Here is a 20303-nt window from a genome sequence, read left to right on the forward strand (position 1 = left end):
GGTATCATACGTTTAAAGGTTGTCCTTGAAACCAGAGGCTCAGTTCGCGCTCCGCACTTTCGACGCTATCTGAACCATGAATGACGTTTTCACTCATCGTGTTTGCAAAATCACCCCGAATGGTTCCAGGTAACGCTTCCGTTGGTTTCGTTTTGCCAATCATCATCCGTGAAACCGTCACAACATCCGTTCCTTCGACACGAAGGGCGACGACTGGACCAGATGTCAAGAAAGTGACCAACTCTCCGAAAAATGGTTTTTCTGCATGTTCCGCATAATGCGCTTGTGCTAATTCTTCTGTCGCCTGCATCATTTTCATCTCACGAATCACAAATCCCTTTCGTTCGATCCGAGCGATGATTTCCCCGATTAATCCCCGTTCGACGCCATCTGGTTTTACCATTAAAAACGTTTGCTCCATTACTAGTTCCCCCTATGAAATACGAATAAAAAAGCGCTTACATAATGAGTTTACTGTGTAATTGAAGTGGCGGCAAGAAATTTTTTACAATTTTCAGCCTTTTCGTTTCCCGACATAACGGGCAACCTCTTCTAGCGACCGTTTGGCTGAAGATTTCGGAAGGTGATTCAACCGTTGAATCGCGCGTCGGATATACAAGTCAACGGTTTGTTGCGTCCGTTCCAGCGCATCTGAATGTTGCAGCCGCTCCAGTAATGGAGCAACTTCTTGATGGGTTGGCATCGAACGAATTTTTTGTAGTTCTTGAAAAAACGCCGGATCTTCTGATGCATAAAAAACAGGTAACGTTTTGTGACCGTGCCGTAAATCTTCTGCAACCGGCTTTCCTAGTTCGGTCCGCTTGGCTGTAAAATCCAGTAAGTCATCTGCAATTTGAAAAGCTAGACCGATGTCTCGCCCGAATTGCCGCAACGCCTTTGTATCTTCCGCAGAACAGTTGGCTACAATCGCCCCAAGATGACAGCTTGCTTCAATCAGAATCGCCGTTTTCCGCTCAATTCGTTTGATGTATCGTTTGATGGATTGTTCCCAATCATACTGATCATAAATCTGTTCGATTTCGCCTTCACAGATTTCACGCATCGCATGGACCATTACTTGAACGAGTTCCGGTTTCCCGACTTCTCCAATCAATTTGACAGCCTCACCAAACAAAAAGTTTCCAGAATAAAGGGCTACTTCTTCATCAAAGTGTTGCATGACGGTTGGTTTGCCGCGTCTAAGTTCTGCATCATCGATCACATCATCATGCACGAGCGATGCCATATGAATCAACTCTAGGCTTGCTGCGACTCGAACGAGTTCATCTCGATCCGCCTGCCCGAACTTCGAAGCCAATAAGACGAATGCTGGTCGAATCCGTTTCCCACCGGCTTGAAGTAATTGCTGGCCTGCCGCATCGATCGTCGGATCATCCGACGCAATATGACTGACTAAAAATTGATCGACTAGATTCACTTCTTTTGTTACATCTCGGTAAATTGAGTGCAGTGACATGTCACCACTTCTTTCCGAGGTGCATCGCAGCCGCCCCACCTGCAAATGCTTTGACTTCAACCTGCATAAAACCGGCCTGTTCAAACAGCTGTTTTAATTCGACACGGTCTAAGAAAACTTCCGTCGACTCTTGAAGCCAGTTGTATTGATCGTAAGACTTCGCAAACAGACGACCGACTTGCGGCATGATTTTACCGAAATAAAGCGAATAGGCTTCTTTGAACAACGGTGCCGTCGGCTGACTTGTCTCCAAGCAAACAACGGTTCCACCTGGTTTTAACACCCGGTGCATTTCTTGAATGACTTGAAGATAATCAGGCACGTTCCGTAAACCAAACCCGATTGTCACGTAATCAAAGGAATGATCTCCAAAAGGAAGCTCCATCGCATTCCCATGTAACAATTCGACGTTTTTCATGCCTAACGCTTCTACTTTTTCGACGCCTACCTTTAACATATTCTCGGAGAAATCAAGTCCTTTGATGACACCAGTCGGTCCTGCTGCTTTAGCGAGTTGGATTGTCCAATCGGCAGTTCCGCAACATAGATCAAGACACTTCGCACCTGGGAACACATTCATCCGGCGCATCGTCTCTTTTCTCCATACTTTATGCAGGCGAAAACTGATGATCGAGTTCATTTGATCATAATTCGTTGAAATCGACTGAAATACTTCGTATACTTTTTTCTCTTTTTCTTGTGTCTGCACGCAGTTCACCCTTTCAAAGATATTACGCTACTGCCATCTGTTCTAAATGTGATAATAGTAGTTGTTGAGCCCTTGGTTTTAATGCTAATGCCCGCTGGCGAATCAATCGTTGGCCGTGTTCCGTTAACCAGTCTCTCCCGCTGATCGTCGCCAAACCTTGAACAAGTCCAAATTCTGCCGTCAACCAAAGCAAGACATATTCTTCGGTCGAGGCATAGTTTTCCTCATGAAGGGCACATTTCGCTTCATTGACACGCTGGACCGTCCGTCCGAGTGAAACCAGTGCAGTTTGAGGAAGGGATGCTAACTCCTCAAAAAAGTAACTCGAGAACAGATCACCTGCTAGGACAAGCAATTGTCGTTCTTTGGAGCCTCTTTTCGTTTCCCCTACACGTTCATGTAACAACAAGGCGACTTGCGCATGGTGGACGCCTTTGACAAGCGCTTGCCAGGCCAACGTCTCATTCTGGGCTACATCGATCAACCAACTGATCTGTTCACGATTGATGGAAGGGAAATCCACATGTTGAGCCAGTTGTGTTGTTTGTTTCGTAGTGAGTGCAGTGATCATTTCTTCCACGAGCAGCTCTTGATGATTCATGCTTTTACCCCCCGATCTCCAGTGCCATCTCGTTGATGGATGTTCTTCTTTTTTAATATACCATAATCAATGCGTTTTCTCGTCTCTCAATGTCCACAAAAAAAGCCGTCCGAGGAATTCCCCGAACGACTATGTAACCGAATTACTTCACCGCATCTTTCAATGCTTTACCTGGTTTGAAAGCAGGTACTTTGCTTGCTGGAATTTCGATATCTTCTTTTGTACGTGGGTTGCGACCTTTACGAGCTGCGCGTTCACGGACTTCGAAGTTACCAAAGCCAATCAATTGGACTTTTTCTCCAGACTGAAGTGTCTCAGTAATCGATTCGAATGTTGATTCGACAACTTTCGTCACGTCTTTTTTAGTTAGACCTGATTTTTCGACGACTGCTTGAATGAGTTCAGTTTTGTTCATTACGTTCACCCCCTCCCAATCACTTCTTCGAGGCTAATCATACCTTATAAACGTTGATATTACAACATTTTCATAAGAATCCCCATCAATTTTCTGATTCTTCGATCGATTCTTCAGAAAACACAGGTTCGCCTTTTTCGTTAATGGTATAACTTTGAGAGTATGCAGGAACAAAAGGTTGCTCATCATAAAGTAAATGACGAATATCTTGACCTACTTTCGGCTTTTTCTTCGCAGTTTCAACCGCTTTTTCTAATTCAGGCAAATAGTTGATGAACAGTTGGCCTTGCCCATCGACGTAAATCGATAGTTGCTCATCAGAATACGGGCTTGGTATTTTGGGTTCTTCTTTGATGAACAATTTTTTATAATCAAGTGTAAACTGATTTTTTCCAATTGATCCTTTAAATGGATATTTTTCGTTTTTCTTACGGTACGTGTCAATCCGGACCTGCAGTTTTTGAAGTTCTTCAGCTACAAGCAAATCCATGAGTTTGACAGTCGGTTTTGTATCGACATCCACTAATAAATAAATGAACGTTCCGCCTCCTTCAAAACTGTTTGGTGGCGGATCACTCATATAGCGAGGAATGAGTCGACCGAGTTCGATCTGATATCGTTCCATCAAAGGGGTATTTGCCTCTCGTGTTTTGATCGGCAACACACCTGTATCTTTTTGGTACGCTTCCACCACTTCTTGGACCGTCCGGATTTGTTCCGGATACGGGACACGATTGGACGGTTTTTGGCTATCTGGAAATAAACAACCAGACAGTAACATCACCGGGATGAGCATCAAGACAATCGCTATTTTTTTCATGCGCTTGGTCCTGCCATAACGATAAAGACCATGATGATTGATGCGATGATAAAACATAGGACCGCGACCGTCGACATCAGAAACTGCCAAAAACCAGTCAACTTCGTCCGGCTGATCGTGACCAGTAAGACACTGATCGCAAATAGACCGATACCGGCAAATGAAATCCACATTTTTAATAAACCTGGACTCAAGGTTTCCACCCCACTCCGTTAATCTTTCATCGTAAACAGATGTTCAATCTCATTTTTTTGTGGACGACGCATCAATTTCTGTACTTCTTCTGCCGGAGTATGTCCGTCAAACAAGACATGATAAAGTGCTGTCGTAATCGGTAGCTCACACTGTTTCGTTTCTGCTAAGTCATAGGCTGCCTGTGTCGCACGGACACCTTCAACGACCATCCCCATGTTTTCAAGGACGGTTTCGAGTTTTTCCCCACGACCAATCGCATTTCCCGCCCGCCAGTTTCGACTATGGACAGAGGTACACGTGACAATCAAGTCACCCATTCCAGTCAGACCGGTGAACGTCATCGGATTGGCACCAAATAATGTGCCCAGTCGGGCGATTTCCACCATACCACGTGTAATCAACGCGGCTTTCGCATTATCACCGTATCCAAGACCATCTGCCATTCCTGCCGCTAAGGCAATGATGTTTTTAAAGGCACCACCGAGTTCTGCTCCGATGATATCCGCATTCAAATACACACGGAAATTTTCATTCATGAACAATTCCTGTACACGTCCGGCTTCTTCCATGTCCGTCGAAGCAACAGTGACAGTCGTCGGTTTTCGTAATGCCACTTCCTCCGCATGCGAAGGACCGGTCAACACACAGATTGCCGAACGTTTTGATGGATCAATTTCTTGTTCCATCAACTCAGACAACCGTAAATGGGTTTTCGGTTCAATTCCTTTTGAGGCATGGATCAGTACGACGGGATCCGTCAATAAGGCGTTTAACTGACGTGATACAGAACGGATCGCAGAAGACGGTGTCACAACTAAAATATGCGAGACACCTGTCACTGCTTCTTTTAAAACCGTTGTTGCCCGAAGTGATTGTGGCAATGTCACACCCGGTAAGAACTGCGTATTTTCATGATTTTGATTAATGGCATCAACATTTTTTTGATCCCGGCCATACAGGACGACCTCATGACCGTTATCTGCTAAAACGAGCGAAAGAGCAGTTCCCCAACTCCCGGCTCCAATGACTGCGATTTTTTTCATCATGATTCACCTTGTCCTTATTGTTTTTGACGTGCCAGAATCCGAATCGGTGTTCCTGTAAAATCAAAGGCTTCGCGAATTCGGTTATCTAGATACCGTTTATACGAGAAGTGTAACAATTCAGGATCATTGACGAACAAGACGAACGTCGGCGGACGTGAAGCTACTTGCGTCACATAGTTGATGCGAAGACGAACCCCTTTATCGGTTGGTGCTGGGTTCATCGCGACAGCATCGACGATGACATCGTTTAAGACGCTTGTCTGAATGCGCTGCGCATGACTTTTGGCTGCTTGTTTGATGACGGGAAGTAATGTTTGCAAGCGACGTTTTGTTTTCGCTGAAACAAAAACGATTGGTGCATAATCAAGGAAACGAAACTCTTCGCGAATTTCCTCTTCCATTTTTTTCATCGTCTTGTCATCTTTTTCGACGGCATCCCATTTATTAACGACGATCACGATGGCACGACCCGCTTCATGGGCATAACCGGCAACTTTCTTATCTTGCTCGATGATTCCTTCTTCACCATCTAAGACGACACAAACGACGTCTGCCCGTTCGATGGCTTTTTGCGCACGCATCACGCTGAATCGTTCTGTTGATTCATAGACTTTTCCGCGTTTACGCATACCTGCCGTATCAATGATGACGTATTCTTGCTCATCACGTGAGAACGGTGTATCAATCGCATCACGTGTCGTACCTGCGACACTTGAGACGATGACGCGCTCTTCACCGAGGATGGAATTCGTCATACTCGATTTCCCGACGTTCGGGCGTCCGACCAACGCGAACTTGATCGTATTTTCATCGTATTCGATTTCTTCTTTATCCGGTGCAAGCTCAAGTACACGATCGAGCATATCGCCGAGTCCTAGACCATGTGTCCCGGAAATCGGATATAAATCGCCGAATCCTAATGAGTAGAACTCATACATTAAATCACGCATCTCAAAGTTATCGACTTTGTTGACCGCGATGACGACTGGTTTATTCGAACGGAATAACATGTTAGCGACTTCTTCATCAGCTGATGTAATCCCTTCGCGTCCATTCACCATAAAAATAATCACATCTGCTTCATCAATGGCGAGCTCCGCCTGATGACGCATCATTTGAAGTAGGGGCTCATCCCCGACTTCGATTCCACCTGTATCAATCAAATGAAAATGACGATTCAGCCATTCTCCAGTTCCGTATATACGGTCGCGGGTAACGCCTGGCTTGTCTTCTACGATCGAAACCCGATCTCCAATCACCCGGTTAAAAATCGTCGACTTTCCGATATTTGGGCGACCTACGATCGCCACTACTGGAATTGCCATCCCAACACCTTCTTTCTCTTCTCTCGCTTCATAGCCGTTCTATTGTATCAAATCAAGCGGTTTTATACCATATCAATCCGTAACATAAAAAAAGTGGACACAATTTGTGTCCACTTCCATTCACTTATTCTTTTGAATCCGACTCTTTGTCCGACAGATCCGCTACCGAAAATCCTTCATTTTGATCCGTGTACTGCGAATAATCATCCTCTTCCGATTCTTCTTGCTCCAAAACACGTGTCGAAAGAGAAATCTTATGTTCTGCTAAGTGCACTTCGAGAACCTTCGCCTCAATTTCTTGACCTTCTTCGAGTACTTCTGACGGCGAGCCGATATGCCGATTCGCGATTTGAGAAATGTGCAATAACCCTTCAACTTGTGGTGCTAATTCGACAAAAGCTCCGAATTGTACGATTCGCCGGACGCGTCCTTTGACGATATCACCGGCTTCGATCTTCCCTTCCATTTGTTTCCACGGACCGGGTTGTGTTTCCTTGATCGATAACTTGACTTTTTCTGTATCTCGATCGACACCTAATACTTTCACGTCGATCTTTTGCCCTTCTGTCACGATGTCAGACGGACGTTCGACCCGATGATGCGCCATTTCCGAAATATGAACCAGTCCATCGACACCGCCGATGTCAACGAAAGCACCAAAATCAGTTAAACGCTGGACTGTTCCCTCTAAGATTTGACCCACTTCAAGCTGTTCGAGTGTTTCTTTTTTCTTCGCATTCAGTTCACCTTCAACTACGGCTTTATGCGAAAGGATCACACGGTTTTTTTCTTGGTCCAACTCGACGACTTTCACCTCAATCGAACGACCGATATAATCAGAGAAATCTTCGACGTAATGCCGTTCAACCAGTGATGCAGGAATGAATCCACGAACGCCGATATCGACGACGAGTCCACCTTTGACGATGTCTTTGACGACAACTTCAAAGATTTCACCCGATTCGTACTTCGCTTCGACTTTCCCCCATGCCTGTAAGGCATCGACTTCACGTTTTGAGACTACGACTTCCTCATCTGTAATTTTCTTCACTTTTACTTGTAGTTCATCACCGACTTTTAAAACCCCTCGAATGTCATCCAAATGGAGACTCGAAACTTCGCTAATCGGCAGGATTGCTTCTGTCTTATATCCGATATCAATGAGTGCTTGCTTGTCTTCAATCTTCACGACCATTCCGGTTACTACCTGGTCCCGATGAATTTCAAAATCAGGCATATCTTTCATTTCTTCGACCATTCCAACACAACCTCCTCACGATGAGTACAAGAAACGTATTAATATACGTTTATCCTTCTTCTAACTTCTTACAATTCTGACTATTTGTCAAGGCATTACGCATGATTGAAGTAGACGGTTTTGATTTCGTCCAAAATCCGCTCCGAAATCGCCTTCGCCGCGCCACGCTGATCTCTTAAATCCGAAATATCGACAGGTTTTCCGACAACAACTCGCATCTGCCGAAACAGGCGATAATCTCCGATGATCGCAATCGGTAAAATCTGTGCCGGTGAACGTAAAGCAAAAAAGCCAACACCTGGTTGTGCAGATGTAAATTCACCAGGCGCAGAACGTGTTCCTTCCGGGAAGATTCCGACCGTCTCATCCGTATTCAACAATTCAATCGTCCGTTTTAACGCTTGTCGGTCGCCTTGTCCACGTCCGACTGGATACGTCCCGGCGGAAATCATGATTTGTTTAAGGACGGGCACACGAAATAACTCCTCTTTCGCCATGTAACGAACCGACCGACTTGTCGGAATCGCACTGACTAAAAAAACCGGGTCCCAGTTCGAACTGTGATTGGCACAGACAAGTAACGATCCTTCTGTCGGAATGTTTTCTTTTCCCGTAACCTTTAAACGAAAAACAGTTTTGGCGATGATCAAGACGATAAACCGTGCTAAACGATAAACAAACTCGTTCCGTTTCATTTGAGGACACCTTCTGCGAGTTCCGTCAGGCGCGCTACGACTTGATCGATGTTCAATTCTGTCGTATCAAGATAAATCGCGTCATCCGCTTGCTTAAGGGGAGAAACCGTTCGTTCACTATCCCGTTTATCGCGTAAGGCGATTTCCGCCTGAAGCGAACTCAAATCGCTGTCGATTCCGCGAGACATGTTTTCTCGATGTCGTCGACTCGCCCGTTCTTCAACCGATGCTGTCAAAAAGACTTTTAATTCTGCATCCGGCAAGACAACTGTTCCGATGTCACGACCGTCCATGACGATACCACCATGTTCTGCGAGTTTACGTTGCGCAATGACGAGTGCAGAACGCACTTCTGCTTGACGCGCAACGAACGACACATTATTCGTCACTTCATTTGTTCGAATCGCTTCTGTGACTTCACGGTCGCCGATGAATACACGTTGTCCCTGATCGCCAGGCGTCAGACGGATATCAAGTGATTGCATCAATTCCCCAAGCACCTGTCCATCTTCTAAATTAAGACCTTGTTCTAATGCAGCGAGCGTGACTGCACGATACATCGCCCCTGTATCGATATAGACATAATCAAGATGTGCCGCCAATTGTTTTGCGATCGTGCTTTTCCCGGCACCCGCAGGTCCGTCTAAGGCAATTTGAATGTTATTCATGAATGATTTCGTTCCTTCCGTGTTCACCATCTCATATGGTGTATAGTATCGACCGTTATCATAGCAAAAATTTGTACTCACGTGAATGGATTCGTTCCCCGTCGAGAATTTTTCATCTGGGTTTGATAACAATGCCGTAAGACAAGTTCACGACTCCGATCATTAATCCGTGTGAATTGAAACGCGAGTTCATAACGCGTTTCTCTCGGGTCGACTCGCACTAACTCGGCTAAGACATCCACCGTATGCGTCGTTCCATCACCCGTCGGCAATAAAAATGTTAGTTCCAGTTCCTCTTTAACCTTAATCGGAATCTGACTCGCGAGTACTAAGATTCCCCCTGCTGATAAATCGAGTGTCACAGAAGTGAACGGTTCAAAGTTGTTTTTATGTGGATGTACGGCTACATCCAGCAATTGTGGTACGCGGACGAACTGCCGCCGCTGAACACGTTGAACCAATTCTTCTTTTGGACGCCTCAACGCATACCGTTGACCACGTAAAGGATCATTTTGACGTTCGACGACTTCCGTCTCAAATCCATAGAGCTTTCCTTTTTCTTTAAAAAAGTAAAAGCCAACTTGTTCGTGATCTGATAGAATGAACGTTTTTAACGTCGCCACTTCACTTGGTGCTTCGATCCAGATCAGTCGATTTGTCACTGCCGTCACTTTCGTCCGCCCTTGACGATCTTCTTGATTCGTTAACATTACTAAGTCCCCAGTTTGTATCATGTCACTCTCTCCCAGTCCGTTCTATTCAATTACTTTTTCTGTTATAACGTTGATTCAAACGGTTAGCACTTCGAATTTGATACAGGCCGACAATCCACAAGATGATCATAAACAAAATCGGCACGAACGAAATACCACCATTTTCCAATATTAACAAATTAAAGATCGTGTGCGCAATTATCGGGACGATGATCGATAAACTCAACCAGCGATATGGATGCGTTGAAAATTTAGCCTTCCCCATAAAAAAACCCATGATGACAGCAAATAAAGCGTGTCCTGAGACCGGCAATAACGCACGGAAAATCATATGTTCCACCGTTCCATTGACCATCAAATATAAAATATTTTCGAGTGTCGCAAATCCTAACGAACAGGCTACCGCATAAATAATCCCATCATAATAATCATTAAAGCGTTGATGGATATAAACCGTATAAAAAACAACAAACCATTTCGCGAACTCTTCAGTCACGGCCGAACGAATCAATTGGATAGACTCCGGTCCTCCGAATTCACTTTGAATGATGTAATCGACGAACATTAAAGGAAATACAAGCAGTATCCCGAAAATAAAACTACGTAGGATGTAACCAACGGGTTCTGATTCATGTTCATGTCGTAAGTAAAAGTATGTCAATAACGCAATTCCTGGGGCAATTCCTGAGAAAACGATTGGCAACACGTCTCCTCCCCCCTTCCTATTCTTTTAGAATAAAGGTTTCTGCAGAAAAAGAAAACCGCACCCGTTGTATCTCTTCAAAAAAAGGATACAATGTTAATGAAAAAGACAGGAAAGAAGGTGAACGTTGTCTGTTACTCAACGACAACACGTATATGAAAAAACTACTTTTGATTCATACCGGAGGAACCATTGCGATGGCTCAAAATCACTCCGGCCATGTTTTACCAAACGATATTAATCCACTTGATGCCTCATTACCACGTGCGACGGATATCGCCGACATCACGACACGCCACTTTGCCAATCTACCGTCTCCGCACATCACACCGGATATCATGTTACGACTTGCTCACTTCATCAAGGAAGAACTCCAGTCCGGGTATGACGGTGTCGTCATTACACACGGAACGGATACCTTGGAGGAAACGGCGTATTTTCTTCAGCTGACGATCGGTGCACCGATTCCGATTGTTCTGACCGGAGCGATGCGGTCGTCGAACGAAGTCGGCTCAGATGGTGAATTCAACTTGATTACGGCTTTGCGCGTTGCTGTCAGTGATGCCGCCAAGGGCAAAGGTGTACTCGTTGTCTTCAACGGAGAAATCCACTCTGCTTTCAACGTCACGAAAACCCATACGTCTTCTGTCGACACCTTTAAATCCGTCCACTTCGGAAACTTAGGCATGGTCACAAAAGACCACGTGTACTTATTTAATACACCACTTCTAAAACCAACGCATATGGTCAGAGAATTAAGCAAACGAGTCGCTGTCTTAAAGGTATATGCGGGAATGGAGCCTGATTTACTGCTCGCTGTTGGTGAACTCGGGTACGATGGTCTTGTCTTAGAAGTACTGGGTCAAGGAAATGTCCCACCTGGGTTAGTCGAAGCGATTCGGACACTGACCGAACAAATGCCAATTGTCATTGTCAGCCGCTGCTTTAATGGAATCGTCCAAGATGTCTATGGTTATGTAGGGGGCGGACAACAACTTAAAGAACTTGGATTAATTTTCTCAAACGGACTAAACTCACAAAAAGCACGCCTCAAGTTAATGATCGAGTTAGAAATCGAAGCCACCCATCAAGATCTCGAACACTCTTTTCAAGTAGAATAAATCTCGTTCGTTATCCTATCCACATGAAAAAGGAGCAACATCCGGATCGACTGGATGTTGCTCCTTTTTTGTAGTTACGGACGTGCCGTCATGCGTTCAAGGCGACCGACTAAATTCGTCGCGATCAGCTCTCCGTGGAACCGACCATTTTCGATAAAGATTTTGTTGGCATCGTATCCTGCTGCAACGACTCCCGCAATATAGATACCTGTAACATTCGACTCCATCGTCTCTTCGTCATAGGTCGGAATCCCGGTCTCCGGATCAAGGGCGACCCCTGCATCGGCAAACAATCCGATATCTGGTGTATAGCCTGTCATCGCAAATACGAAATCTGCGGGTACAGCTACAGATTTTCCATCGACCGAATAAACGACATCTGTCGGTGTAATCTCTTTGATCGTCGCATCAAAAATCATCTTTACTTTTTCTGCCCGCACGAGTGATTCGAAGTTCGGAAGCACCCATGGCTTAATCGAAGGACTATAATTCGCGCCTCGATAAAGCATCGTCACACGGGCACCGGCTTTTTCTAGCTCGATCGCTGCATCGACGCTGGAATTTTTCCCACCGATCACAACGACGTCCTGTCCATAAAATGGATGTCCTTCTTTGAAGTAATGGAAGACGTGTGGCAAGTCTTCCCCTGGGACATCCATCTTATTCGGTAGCCCATAGTAGCCGGTCGCAAGAACAACTGCGTGTGCCGTTCGCGCCATCGTTTGTTCGCCACGTAACGAAATCACTTCGAAGCCCTCTTCGATTCGGTGAATCTGTTGAACCGTCTCAAATGGTCGAATGGTAATCCCTTTACGCCGGACGACTTCACGGTAATAGACGAGCGCATCTTGACGTCTTGGCTTTAATTCTTTATTGATAAAAGGAACTCCACCGATTTCTAGTTTTTCACTACTCGAAAAAAAGGTTTGATGGGTCGGGTATTGATAGATGGCCTCTACGATGTTTCCTTTTTCGATCACTTCAACGGATAGGCCACGATCTTGCATTTCGATCGCAGCCGATAACCCACAAGGGCCTGCACCGATAATGATACAATCCAACATATTTCTTTCGCCTCTTCCACTTGCTTTTTTACCATCTTAGCAAATCTTTCTAGTCGAAGAAAGAAATAACCCATAAAAAAAGCCCACTCCTAAACGAAGTGAGCTGCGATGAAGTTAGACCCAACCACGGAAACGTGACGCTTCCGCCATTTTGCGAACACCTACCATATAAGCAGCTAGTCGCATATCTACATTGCGGGTCTGAGCGGTTTGATAGACTTGATTAAAGGAATTCACGAGTACTTTTTCTAACTTTTCATGGACTTCTTCCTCGGTCCAATAGTACCCTTGATTATTTTGTACCCATTCGAAGTATGAAACGGTCACGCCACCACTCGATGCGAGCACGTCTGGGACAATCAAGATGTCCCGTTCCGCTAGAATCTTTGTCGCTTCATTGGTCGTAGGTCCGTTCGCCGCTTCAACGACGATACTTGCTTTGATGTCATGGGCATTGTCTTCTGTAATTTGATTTTCGATGGCAGCCGGGACAAGAATATCACATTCGAGTTCTAACAATTCTTTATTCGAAATCGTATTCTTAAAGAGCGTCGTAACCGTCCCAAATGAGTCACGGCGATCGAGTAGATATGGAATGTCTAAACCATTCGGATCATGTAACGCTCCATACGCATCACTGATGCCAATGACTTTTGCACCTAGATCATGCATGAACTTTGATAAGAAGCTACCCGCGTTCCCGAATCCTTGCACGACGACGCGTGCCCCTTCTAGCGTGATTCCTTTTTTCGCTGCTGCTTCTCGGATCATGATTGCGACACCTTTTGCTGTCGCTGTCTCTCGACCATGTGAACCCCCAAGGACAAGTGGTTTCCCTGTGATGAAGCCTGGCGAATTGAATTCATCAATGCGGCTATATTCATCCATCATCCAAGCCATGATTTGTGAGTTCGTAAAGACATCTGGTGCCGGAATATCTTTTGTTGGACCAACGATTTGACTGATTGCCCGGACGTATCCACGACTCAATCGTTCAATCTCACGGAAACTCATCTCACGTGGATCACAAATGATACCACCCTTACCACCACCATACGGTAAATCGACGATTCCTGCTTTTAAACTCATCCAGACAGACAATGCTTTGACTTCGACTTCTGTTACGTTTGGATGAAAACGGATTCCACCCTTTGTTGGACCGACGGCATCATTGTGTTGCGCCCGGTAACCCGTAAAGATTTTAGTCGATCCGTCATCCATCCGAACCGGAATCCGAACCGTCAACATCCGAAGTGGTTCTTTTAATAGTTCGTACATCTCGTCTGGATAACCAAGTTTTTCAAGTGCTTCCTTGACGATTTCCTGTGTTGCCTCGAGTACATTCTTGCGATGATTTGCGTGTTGTTGGTCAGTGATCATTCCAACGTTCCTCCCCATAAGTGGCATCCCCTATGCCGTTTCCTTGTTCGGATAAAGTATACCTTTTTCCGAGCCGTAATGAAAGGGGTTCTCACTATATTTGTAAGCGCTTTCTATCATCTACTTCATTTCTATTATTTTTTGTTCTCAGTCCCGCTCTGGTGCCGAGAAATTGCCAGTTCAATAAACGTCTCCACGAGTTCTGGATAGTCGATCCCAACAGCACGTGCACCGTCTGGGAATAAACTTGTTGCCGTCATGCCGGGCAACGTATTCGTTTCTAAAATCACAGGTTGTCCTGATTCCGGCACAAGGAAGTCCGTCCGCGAATAGCCTGCACAACCGAGTACTTGATGCGCAAGAACCGCCCAGTCTTGTAACGTCTGCGTCGTCGCTTCGTCAAATTGTGCCGGACAAATATGTTCCGATCCACCGATTGCATATTTCGATTCATAATCATAAAATTCATTTTTCGGAATGATTTCGATGACCGGCAAGGCTTTTTCTTCCCCCTTAGTACCGAGCACAGGGACGGTCACTTCACGACCCTTGATGAATTGTTCAATCAAAACTGCTTCATCCGCCGTAAATGCAAGGTCAATTCCTTGACGAAGCATCTGTTCATCCATGGCGATCGTCAAGCCATTTGAGGATCCTTCTTGTGCTGGTTTGACGACACATGGGAACTGACCGTTCCACGAAGCGATTTTCTGCTCAATATCGTCACCACGCTCAATCAATACATCACGTGCGATCCGGATGCCCGCTTTTTCGAAATGAACTTTCGAACGTGCTTTGTCCATCGCTAGTGCTGAAGCCAACACACCAGATCCTGTATACGGAATTCCCGCCATCTCAAGTAACGCTTGAACACGACCGTCCTCACCAAACTTACCATGAAGTGCGATGACAGCCACTTCTACTCTTAGATTCAAGATGTCTTCCGCACGCTCTGGGTGAAAATCGACGGCTATGACATCGTGCCCTTTGCTTTCTAGTGCCTCAATTACGGACTTCCCGCTATTTAATGAAACTTCACGTTCACCAGAGATTCCGCCAAACAATACTGCCACTTTCATTATGTTCACTCCTTCATCTTACGTTCAATGCTTATCATACCACCACTTTTTATTCGAAAAAACACAAAATGGTCGCAATGGTCGTCCAGGCACATAAAAAGTCACTTCCCGAATCCATTCGGTGAAGTGACTTTTTATATACACAATGACGGTATCACGATTAAAATCAGTGCCAGACGTCAAGGTGTAAATGTTGTTGTTATAGTCGTGATTGCGTCTTCTGACATAATCACCTTCCCGTATTCTGCCATGATAAGGGGACTTTTCGGACTTGGTGTTCCATATTCTGATAAAATCGTCGTCATGGTTTGCTCGACCTTTTGTTTCATTTGTTCCTGGAAGTACAGATAATAACGTCCTTCAAAGAAATAGAGTGCTCCACCCGTTTCTGTTTGCTTGATATGACGAACCAGACCATGGCTAGCCTGGATGACGTCTTCGAACTTGTCAAGTTGATACAAGACATGATGGACGATATCAACCGTCATCCGAATCTCCACTTGATCAAATTCTTCAAATGTTTCTTCCGGCATGACGCCATCGCGCCGGACATCCACCAACATTCCATCGTTTGGGAAAAACGTCACAAAAAAGTCAAGCGTCCCGACAGCATGAAAGCCGTAATTAGACTCTGCTTCTTCTAATAAGTTTCGTAGTAAGGCCTGCCCTTTTCCGACAGCTAACGTTTCTGGTCGCACGTCATGCACCGCTAATTCTTGTTTTGACACGAAGACCCGCAAATGCCCTTGTTTAAATTGTTCAAACCTCATCTTAGACTCCTCCAGTCACTCGGCAGAGTACAGAAGCTCTCCGTTCGATATGTCACACACTATACACCAGTTGTCGGGGTGAGTCGACTTAACCAACTTTTCCAGGCACTATCATCCGATCCAAGTAACAGATCCCCGTATTTTTCTGGATGTTGGTCGACAGCGTAGCCACCTAAACCAATCTCCGTTTGCGGGACGTTGATTTGAATTTCAGCGATTGCTTCATCCAAATCGTCTAAATGGTCCGAAACCGTACAGGATAGGACAACTGCCCGAGGTGTCAATTGTTTGGTCACTGTCACGAGATCCGGCACCGGAATTCCTGCGCCAAGAAAAATGACATCAAATCCGGACTGCCGTAAAAAGAGTGTAAAAAAGAGCAAGCCGAGTTCGTGTTCCTCCTCCGGTGCGCATACACATAAGATTCGCGGCAAAAAAGGATTGATCGGCATTTGAAGGGATAAGGTAGAGAGACGAGCCCGTAAGAAAGCTGTCGCAAAATGTTCATGAGCAATCGTAATCGTCCCTTGTTCCCACTTCGTCCCGATTTCATGTAACAAAGGACCCACGATGTCTTGAATCACTTTATCAAAGCTAAACATGGAAAAGGCTTTGTTCATGATATCATGGGCATGCCGTTCTTCGAAATTCGTCAGCGCCTCGAACAGTTGATCACGTAGTTCGATTCCGTAATCCATTGGGACTTCCGTTCGGTTTACTGGCATTTCATATAATTGAATGGCTTTTGAAACGGACAGCCCCTCTTTTTGTTTATCGACGATCCAGCGCAACTTGGCGACATCATTATCACTATAAATACGATGACCCGATTCACTCCGATCTGGATCTAGAACTTGATACCGCCGTTCCCAAGCACGAATGGTCGTCGGATTGAGTCCCACCAATGCAGCAACTGCTTTGATATTGTATTTCCCACGATCCATGCACCGTGCCTCCTTTCTTCTTCCTTTTAGTATACCCGTAAAGGAAAAAAAACTCCGTTCACAATGTGCACTTACATCATGAAACCGATGGAGACAAAGGCGATGATGATCGTAATCATCAGAACCGTCAGTGTGATTGCAAGTCGATTTTTAGCAAATGGTTGTTTGAAGCGTTCGTTACGAACATGCTCGATTCTTGATGAACGGGGAGGGAAGGTCGTCCGTTGTTCTTCTTGCCGATTTTTTCGTTGATCGTGTTTACTCAATTTCATCACCTTTTCTAAAAAATAAGGAATACTGTTAGTTTACACTGAATGGTGGGATGAAAAAAAGACTTCTTCTAATCGGCGTCTCCAGTTCAGTTGGTCTTGCTCGACATGACTGATGGGTCCGACTAGCGTAAGCGTACCGCAGTTGTCACAACACCGGTCCTGAATAATGGGGTCTTCACCAAAATGGTTTAAGATGAAGCTTCGGCGACACAACGTATTTTGAATATAATTTATCATTTGCATAAGTTCACGTAAACGTATTTTTTTTCGGTTTTCTTGCCAGTCGATGATCTCGGCACGCGTTTTCCCGTCCATCAGTTGCGTTTTTAGCAAACGATACGCCGGATCATCCGCATTTAAACCAAAACGTCGTTCGATTATTTCAAATGACTCATTCTGGACACGTCCCCGTGCCACTTGATCAATCCATAAAGACGGTGCATACTGTTTTTCTACTAAAAACTGTTGCAGACGCTGGTCACCCGGTGCGTACAACAAGATGGCTGTCGATGGTTGACCATCTCGACCAGCTCGTCCGATTTCTTGCATGTAAGCTTCAATCGTCGCCGGCATCGTATAATGAATGACCGTCCGGACATTCGCTTTATTGACCCCCATTCCGAAGGCACTTGTACAAACGAGGCAGTCAATTTCATCATGTAGAAATTGTTGTTGAATCAATTGGCGATCTTCCGCTTCAAGACCCGCATGGTAATAAACAGCATTCGTAACGAGTTTTGCGATGCGTTCTGCCTCTTTACGTGTCGTCGTATAGATGACGCAAGGTCGCTCGACCATTTTTAACTGTTCTTCTAATACAAGATCTTTATCCGCTTGTTCAGTCTGTTTGACAATCAGCTGAATTTCCGGACGATTGACCGAATGACGGATTCGTGTCGGCTGACGCAACGCCAGTCCTTCTATGATGTCTTGTTCCACTTGATGTGTGGCCGTTGCCGTCAAGGCCAAACACGGCGGATTCCCCAGTTGCTGCCGGACATGGCCTAATTTCGCATAGTCCGTCCTGAACTCATGTCCCCACTGCGAGATACAATGTGCTTCATCGACGACGAATAGATTGATCTTAACTTCAGCCAAACGCCGTTTGATTTGTGGAACCACTAACTGTTCAGGTGACAAGTATAAATAACGTAACCGGTCGAGATGGTGCAGGATGTGTTCTTTTTGTTCCCGAGTCTCAAGCGACGTCAACTTGGCGACAGCTCGTTCGCCACGACTTTTGATTTGCATGACTTGATCCTCAATCAATGAAAGAAGGGGCGACAAAATCAATGTCAAACCATCCGGCTGCAGATACGACGGTAACTGATAACACACTGATTTCCCCCCGCCAGTCGGCAAAATCGCAACCGTATCCTGGCCCGCAAGAACGGCCTCAATGATGGGTTGTTGACCAGCACGAAAATGATCGTATCGAAAAACCTTTTTTAATATTTTTTCCATCATCGATTGACCACCTTCCTTGCTAATGCGACGCGGATTTGAAAATAATCGATTTCCTGTGTCAATTCTTGTTTGATGCGCTTCAAAGAGAATGTTTCCAAACGATCGGATACTATCACTACTTCTTCGTATGCCTCAACGGATAAAAACTGATCGATCGGGAAAATCGGAGCATACATCGCCATTTCCACTAAATGATCTTCCATCGTACTTTTTTTCAACCGACGTCGTTCCGCAATTTCTTGAACCGTATACCCTTGTTTAAGCATTTCCCACGTTTTTTTTGCTGACTGGGTCATCCTTGACTGATCGATATCCGCACCTAAGGATAAAATCAGACCGGCCTCTGGTAATACACGTAAACATTTTCGCCACGCCATCACGAATTCCAATTGGAGTGAAAGCAGATCCGTCCCTAACCGTTCACTGAGTTGAGGAAACGATAATCCTGTTTTTTGTCCGGACAGGCGATAACTGATGAGGGTCGCTTCCCGTTCCGTCAGCTGACTGAAGGCTACTTCTAGCTCCTGATGAATTCCCCTCATCCAGATCGCTCGTTTTGGTAATTGCTTCACTTGTTTTCGAACCCATTCCTTTACGCCACTATCCTGTTGGACGGGGACAAAAAAAGTCTGTTGCTCCAGGCAAATGATTGTTTGGATCAACAAACTGACTCGTTTCCATAATAAAATCGGATATCCGCGCAGTTCCCCCCCCAACTCGTCTAATAAAAACGGGTTGCTGACTTGACGTTTCCCAGATTCAGTTACGATTAACAACTGTTCCTGCCTAATCCAGCCAGCCTGTTCCAGTTCTCGTAATACTTGTTCAAACCGTTCTTTTTTTAGAGGGAGCATTCCAAAAACGGACTCTAATCCATAAAAATGAGCATCCTGTAAAGAAGTCGCTGATCGTTTTCCTTGAAAAACATGAAATAGACTCCGATCCGTCCGTTCGTTTCGTAACCGAATGATTGCTTCCATCACAACTTGTCGTAACACCGTCTGCTCCATATGAAGCCTCCCTTCTTAGAGTCAGTAACAGCTCTTCCGACCTTGTTTCTACTTGATCGAAATACATTTCGTGCATTCACTTTTATTTTACAGTTCTACTTACAAATTCGCCATTTTGAATAAAAATGAACAAGAACTAATCCTACAATTTCCTTTCACCAAATCAGTTCTCCACATACTTCTACCTCTTCTTCATTGAAAAGCGTGCATGAGTCCGATACAATAACTTATAGATGAGAACAGTAGTTGGTTTCCAATGTTTTCGAATAGAGAGGAGAATGACTAATGGCTAAATTTACAATTGTTGATAAAGACACATGTATCGCATGTGGTGCTTGCGGCGCAGCTGCCCCTGATATTTACGATTATGACGATGAGGGATTGGCATACGTTATTTTAGATGATAACAAGGGAACTGCTGAAATTCCAGAAGCATTGTTTGATGATATGATTGATGCTTTTGAAGGATGCCCAACGGATTCGATTAAAGTAGCAGATGAATCATTTGAAGGCGATGCCCTCAAATACGAATAAACGTCTACTCTGACGATACGACCTGTACAGGTTGTAT

General features: G+C 45.0%; 24 protein-coding genes. 2 read left to right on the top strand and 22 right to left on the bottom strand.

Annotated features, from left to right (window positions below; genetic code table 11):
• Nucleotides 1–4: 4 nt before the first annotated feature.
• The 14 genes from ndk to prsW form a co-directional block, all read right to left on the bottom strand.
• Entirely contained in the window at nt 5–421 is a 417-nt protein-coding gene (gene ndk, locus P404_RS0101610; RefSeq protein ID WP_026829840.1) for a nucleoside-diphosphate kinase, read from the bottom strand.
• A gap of 93 nt (nt 422–514) precedes the next feature.
• The gene (locus tag P404_RS0101615; protein WP_034773934.1) at nt 515–1477 is read right to left on the bottom strand and encodes a polyprenyl synthetase family protein; all 963 of its coding nucleotides are present in this window, start codon (nt 1475–1477) and stop codon (nt 515–517) included.
• Between the two features lies 1 nt (nt 1478).
• Nucleotides 1479–2186 (bottom strand): demethylmenaquinone methyltransferase, encoded by a 708-nt coding sequence (locus P404_RS0101620; protein ID WP_014970611.1) that lies wholly within the window; start codon nt 2184–2186, stop codon nt 1479–1481.
• Between the two features lie 22 nt (nt 2187–2208).
• Nucleotides 2209–2787, bottom strand: coding sequence for a heptaprenyl diphosphate synthase component 1 (locus tag P404_RS0101625; protein ID WP_014970612.1), 579 nt, complete (start codon nt 2785–2787; stop codon nt 2209–2211).
• 142 nt (nt 2788–2929) lie between these two features.
• A complete protein-coding gene (locus P404_RS0101630) occupies nt 2930–3202 on the bottom strand; it encodes an HU family DNA-binding protein (protein ID WP_012370671.1) in 273 nt (90 codons plus the stop codon).
• Nucleotides 3203–3287: 85 nt separating this feature from the next.
• Complete coding sequence (locus P404_RS0101635) at nt 3288–4022, bottom strand: hypothetical protein (protein ID WP_026829842.1); 735 nt, start codon at nt 4020–4022, stop codon at nt 3288–3290.
• Nucleotides 4019–4216, bottom strand: coding sequence for a DUF2768 domain-containing protein (locus tag P404_RS0101640; protein ID WP_026829843.1), 198 nt, complete (start codon nt 4214–4216; stop codon nt 4019–4021). The genes P404_RS0101635 and P404_RS0101640 overlap by 4 nt, the downstream gene beginning before the upstream one ends.
• Nucleotides 4217–4234: 18 nt before the next feature.
• Nucleotides 4235–5260, bottom strand: a complete 1026-nt coding sequence (locus tag P404_RS0101645) for an NAD(P)H-dependent glycerol-3-phosphate dehydrogenase (protein WP_026829844.1) — start codon at nt 5258–5260, stop codon at nt 4235–4237.
• Between the two features lie 17 nt (nt 5261–5277).
• Nucleotides 5278–6588, bottom strand: a complete 1311-nt coding sequence (gene der / locus P404_RS0101650; RefSeq protein WP_014970616.1) for a ribosome biogenesis GTPase Der — start codon at nt 6586–6588, stop codon at nt 5278–5280.
• A gap of 124 nt (nt 6589–6712) precedes the next feature.
• Nucleotides 6713–7846: a 30S ribosomal protein S1 gene (gene rpsA, locus P404_RS0101655; protein ID WP_014970617.1), complete on the bottom strand. Its 1134-nt coding sequence runs from the start codon at nt 7844–7846 to the stop codon at nt 6713–6715.
• Nucleotides 7847–7941: 95 nt separating this feature from the next.
• The gene (locus P404_RS0101660; protein WP_014970618.1) at nt 7942–8541 is read right to left on the bottom strand and encodes a lysophospholipid acyltransferase family protein; all 600 of its coding nucleotides are present in this window, start codon (nt 8539–8541) and stop codon (nt 7942–7944) included.
• Complete coding sequence (cmk, locus tag P404_RS0101665) at nt 8538–9209, bottom strand: (d)CMP kinase (protein WP_014970619.1); 672 nt, start codon at nt 9207–9209, stop codon at nt 8538–8540. Before cmk ends, P404_RS0101660 begins: the two co-directional genes overlap by 4 nt.
• Before the next feature lie 77 nt (nt 9210–9286).
• Nucleotides 9287–9919: a flagellar brake protein gene (locus P404_RS0101670; protein WP_026829845.1), complete on the bottom strand. Its 633-nt coding sequence runs from the start codon at nt 9917–9919 to the stop codon at nt 9287–9289.
• A 49-nt stretch (nt 9920–9968) separates the two neighbouring features.
• The gene (gene prsW / locus P404_RS0101675; protein WP_026829846.1) at nt 9969–10628 is read right to left on the bottom strand and encodes a glutamic-type intramembrane protease PrsW; all 660 of its coding nucleotides are present in this window, start codon (nt 10626–10628) and stop codon (nt 9969–9971) included.
• A gap of 152 nt (nt 10629–10780) precedes the next feature.
• On the opposite strand from prsW, the gene P404_RS0101680 reads away from it, so the two are divergent.
• Nucleotides 10781–11746, top strand: coding sequence for an asparaginase (locus P404_RS0101680; RefSeq protein WP_014970622.1), 966 nt, complete (start codon nt 10781–10783; stop codon nt 11744–11746).
• A 74-nt stretch (nt 11747–11820) separates the two neighbouring features.
• On the opposite strand, the gene P404_RS0101685 is transcribed toward P404_RS0101680, so the two are convergent.
• From P404_RS0101685 to P404_RS0101720, 8 genes are all read right to left on the bottom strand, one after another.
• Nucleotides 11821–12810 (bottom strand): YpdA family putative bacillithiol disulfide reductase, encoded by a 990-nt coding sequence (locus P404_RS0101685; protein ID WP_026829847.1) that lies wholly within the window; start codon nt 12808–12810, stop codon nt 11821–11823.
• Between the two features lie 114 nt (nt 12811–12924).
• Entirely contained in the window at nt 12925–14190 is a 1266-nt protein-coding gene (locus P404_RS0101690) for a Glu/Leu/Phe/Val family dehydrogenase (RefSeq protein WP_014970624.1), read from the bottom strand.
• Between the two features lie 134 nt (nt 14191–14324).
• Entirely contained in the window at nt 14325–15269 is a 945-nt protein-coding gene (locus tag P404_RS0101695) for a D-alanine--D-alanine ligase (RefSeq protein ID WP_014970625.1), read from the bottom strand.
• Nucleotides 15270–15448: 179 nt separating this feature from the next.
• On the bottom strand, nt 15449–16039 hold the full coding sequence (locus P404_RS0101700) for an adaptor protein MecA (protein ID WP_014970626.1): 591 nt from the start codon (nt 16037–16039) through the stop codon (nt 15449–15451).
• A gap of 59 nt (nt 16040–16098) precedes the next feature.
• Entirely contained in the window at nt 16099–16983 is an 885-nt protein-coding gene (locus P404_RS0101705) for a MerR family transcriptional regulator (RefSeq protein ID WP_014970627.1), read from the bottom strand.
• Nucleotides 16984–17054: 71 nt separating this feature from the next.
• The gene (locus tag P404_RS0101710; RefSeq protein ID WP_209548317.1) at nt 17055–17255 is read right to left on the bottom strand and encodes a hypothetical protein; all 201 of its coding nucleotides are present in this window, start codon (nt 17253–17255) and stop codon (nt 17055–17057) included.
• Between the two features lie 33 nt (nt 17256–17288).
• Nucleotides 17289–18722 carry a RecQ family ATP-dependent DNA helicase gene (locus tag P404_RS0101715; protein WP_026829848.1) on the bottom strand — a complete coding sequence of 478 codons (1434 nt, stop codon included), beginning with the start codon at nt 18720–18722 and terminating at the stop codon, nt 17289–17291.
• Complete coding sequence (locus P404_RS0101720) at nt 18719–19732, bottom strand: YpbB family protein (protein WP_026829849.1); 1014 nt, start codon at nt 19730–19732, stop codon at nt 18719–18721. The genes P404_RS0101715 and P404_RS0101720 overlap by 4 nt, the downstream gene beginning before the upstream one ends.
• Before the next feature lie 285 nt (nt 19733–20017).
• Between P404_RS0101720 and P404_RS0101725 the strand changes: the two genes are divergently transcribed.
• The gene (locus tag P404_RS0101725; protein WP_012370689.1) at nt 20018–20266 is read left to right on the top strand and encodes a ferredoxin; all 249 of its coding nucleotides are present in this window, start codon (nt 20018–20020) and stop codon (nt 20264–20266) included.
• The last annotated feature ends 37 nt before the right edge of the window (nt 20267–20303 follow it).

The organism is Exiguobacterium antarcticum DSM 14480 (assembly GCF_000685865.1).
Lineage (GTDB): Bacteria > Bacillota > Bacilli > Exiguobacteriales > Exiguobacteriaceae > Exiguobacterium_A > Exiguobacterium_A antarcticum.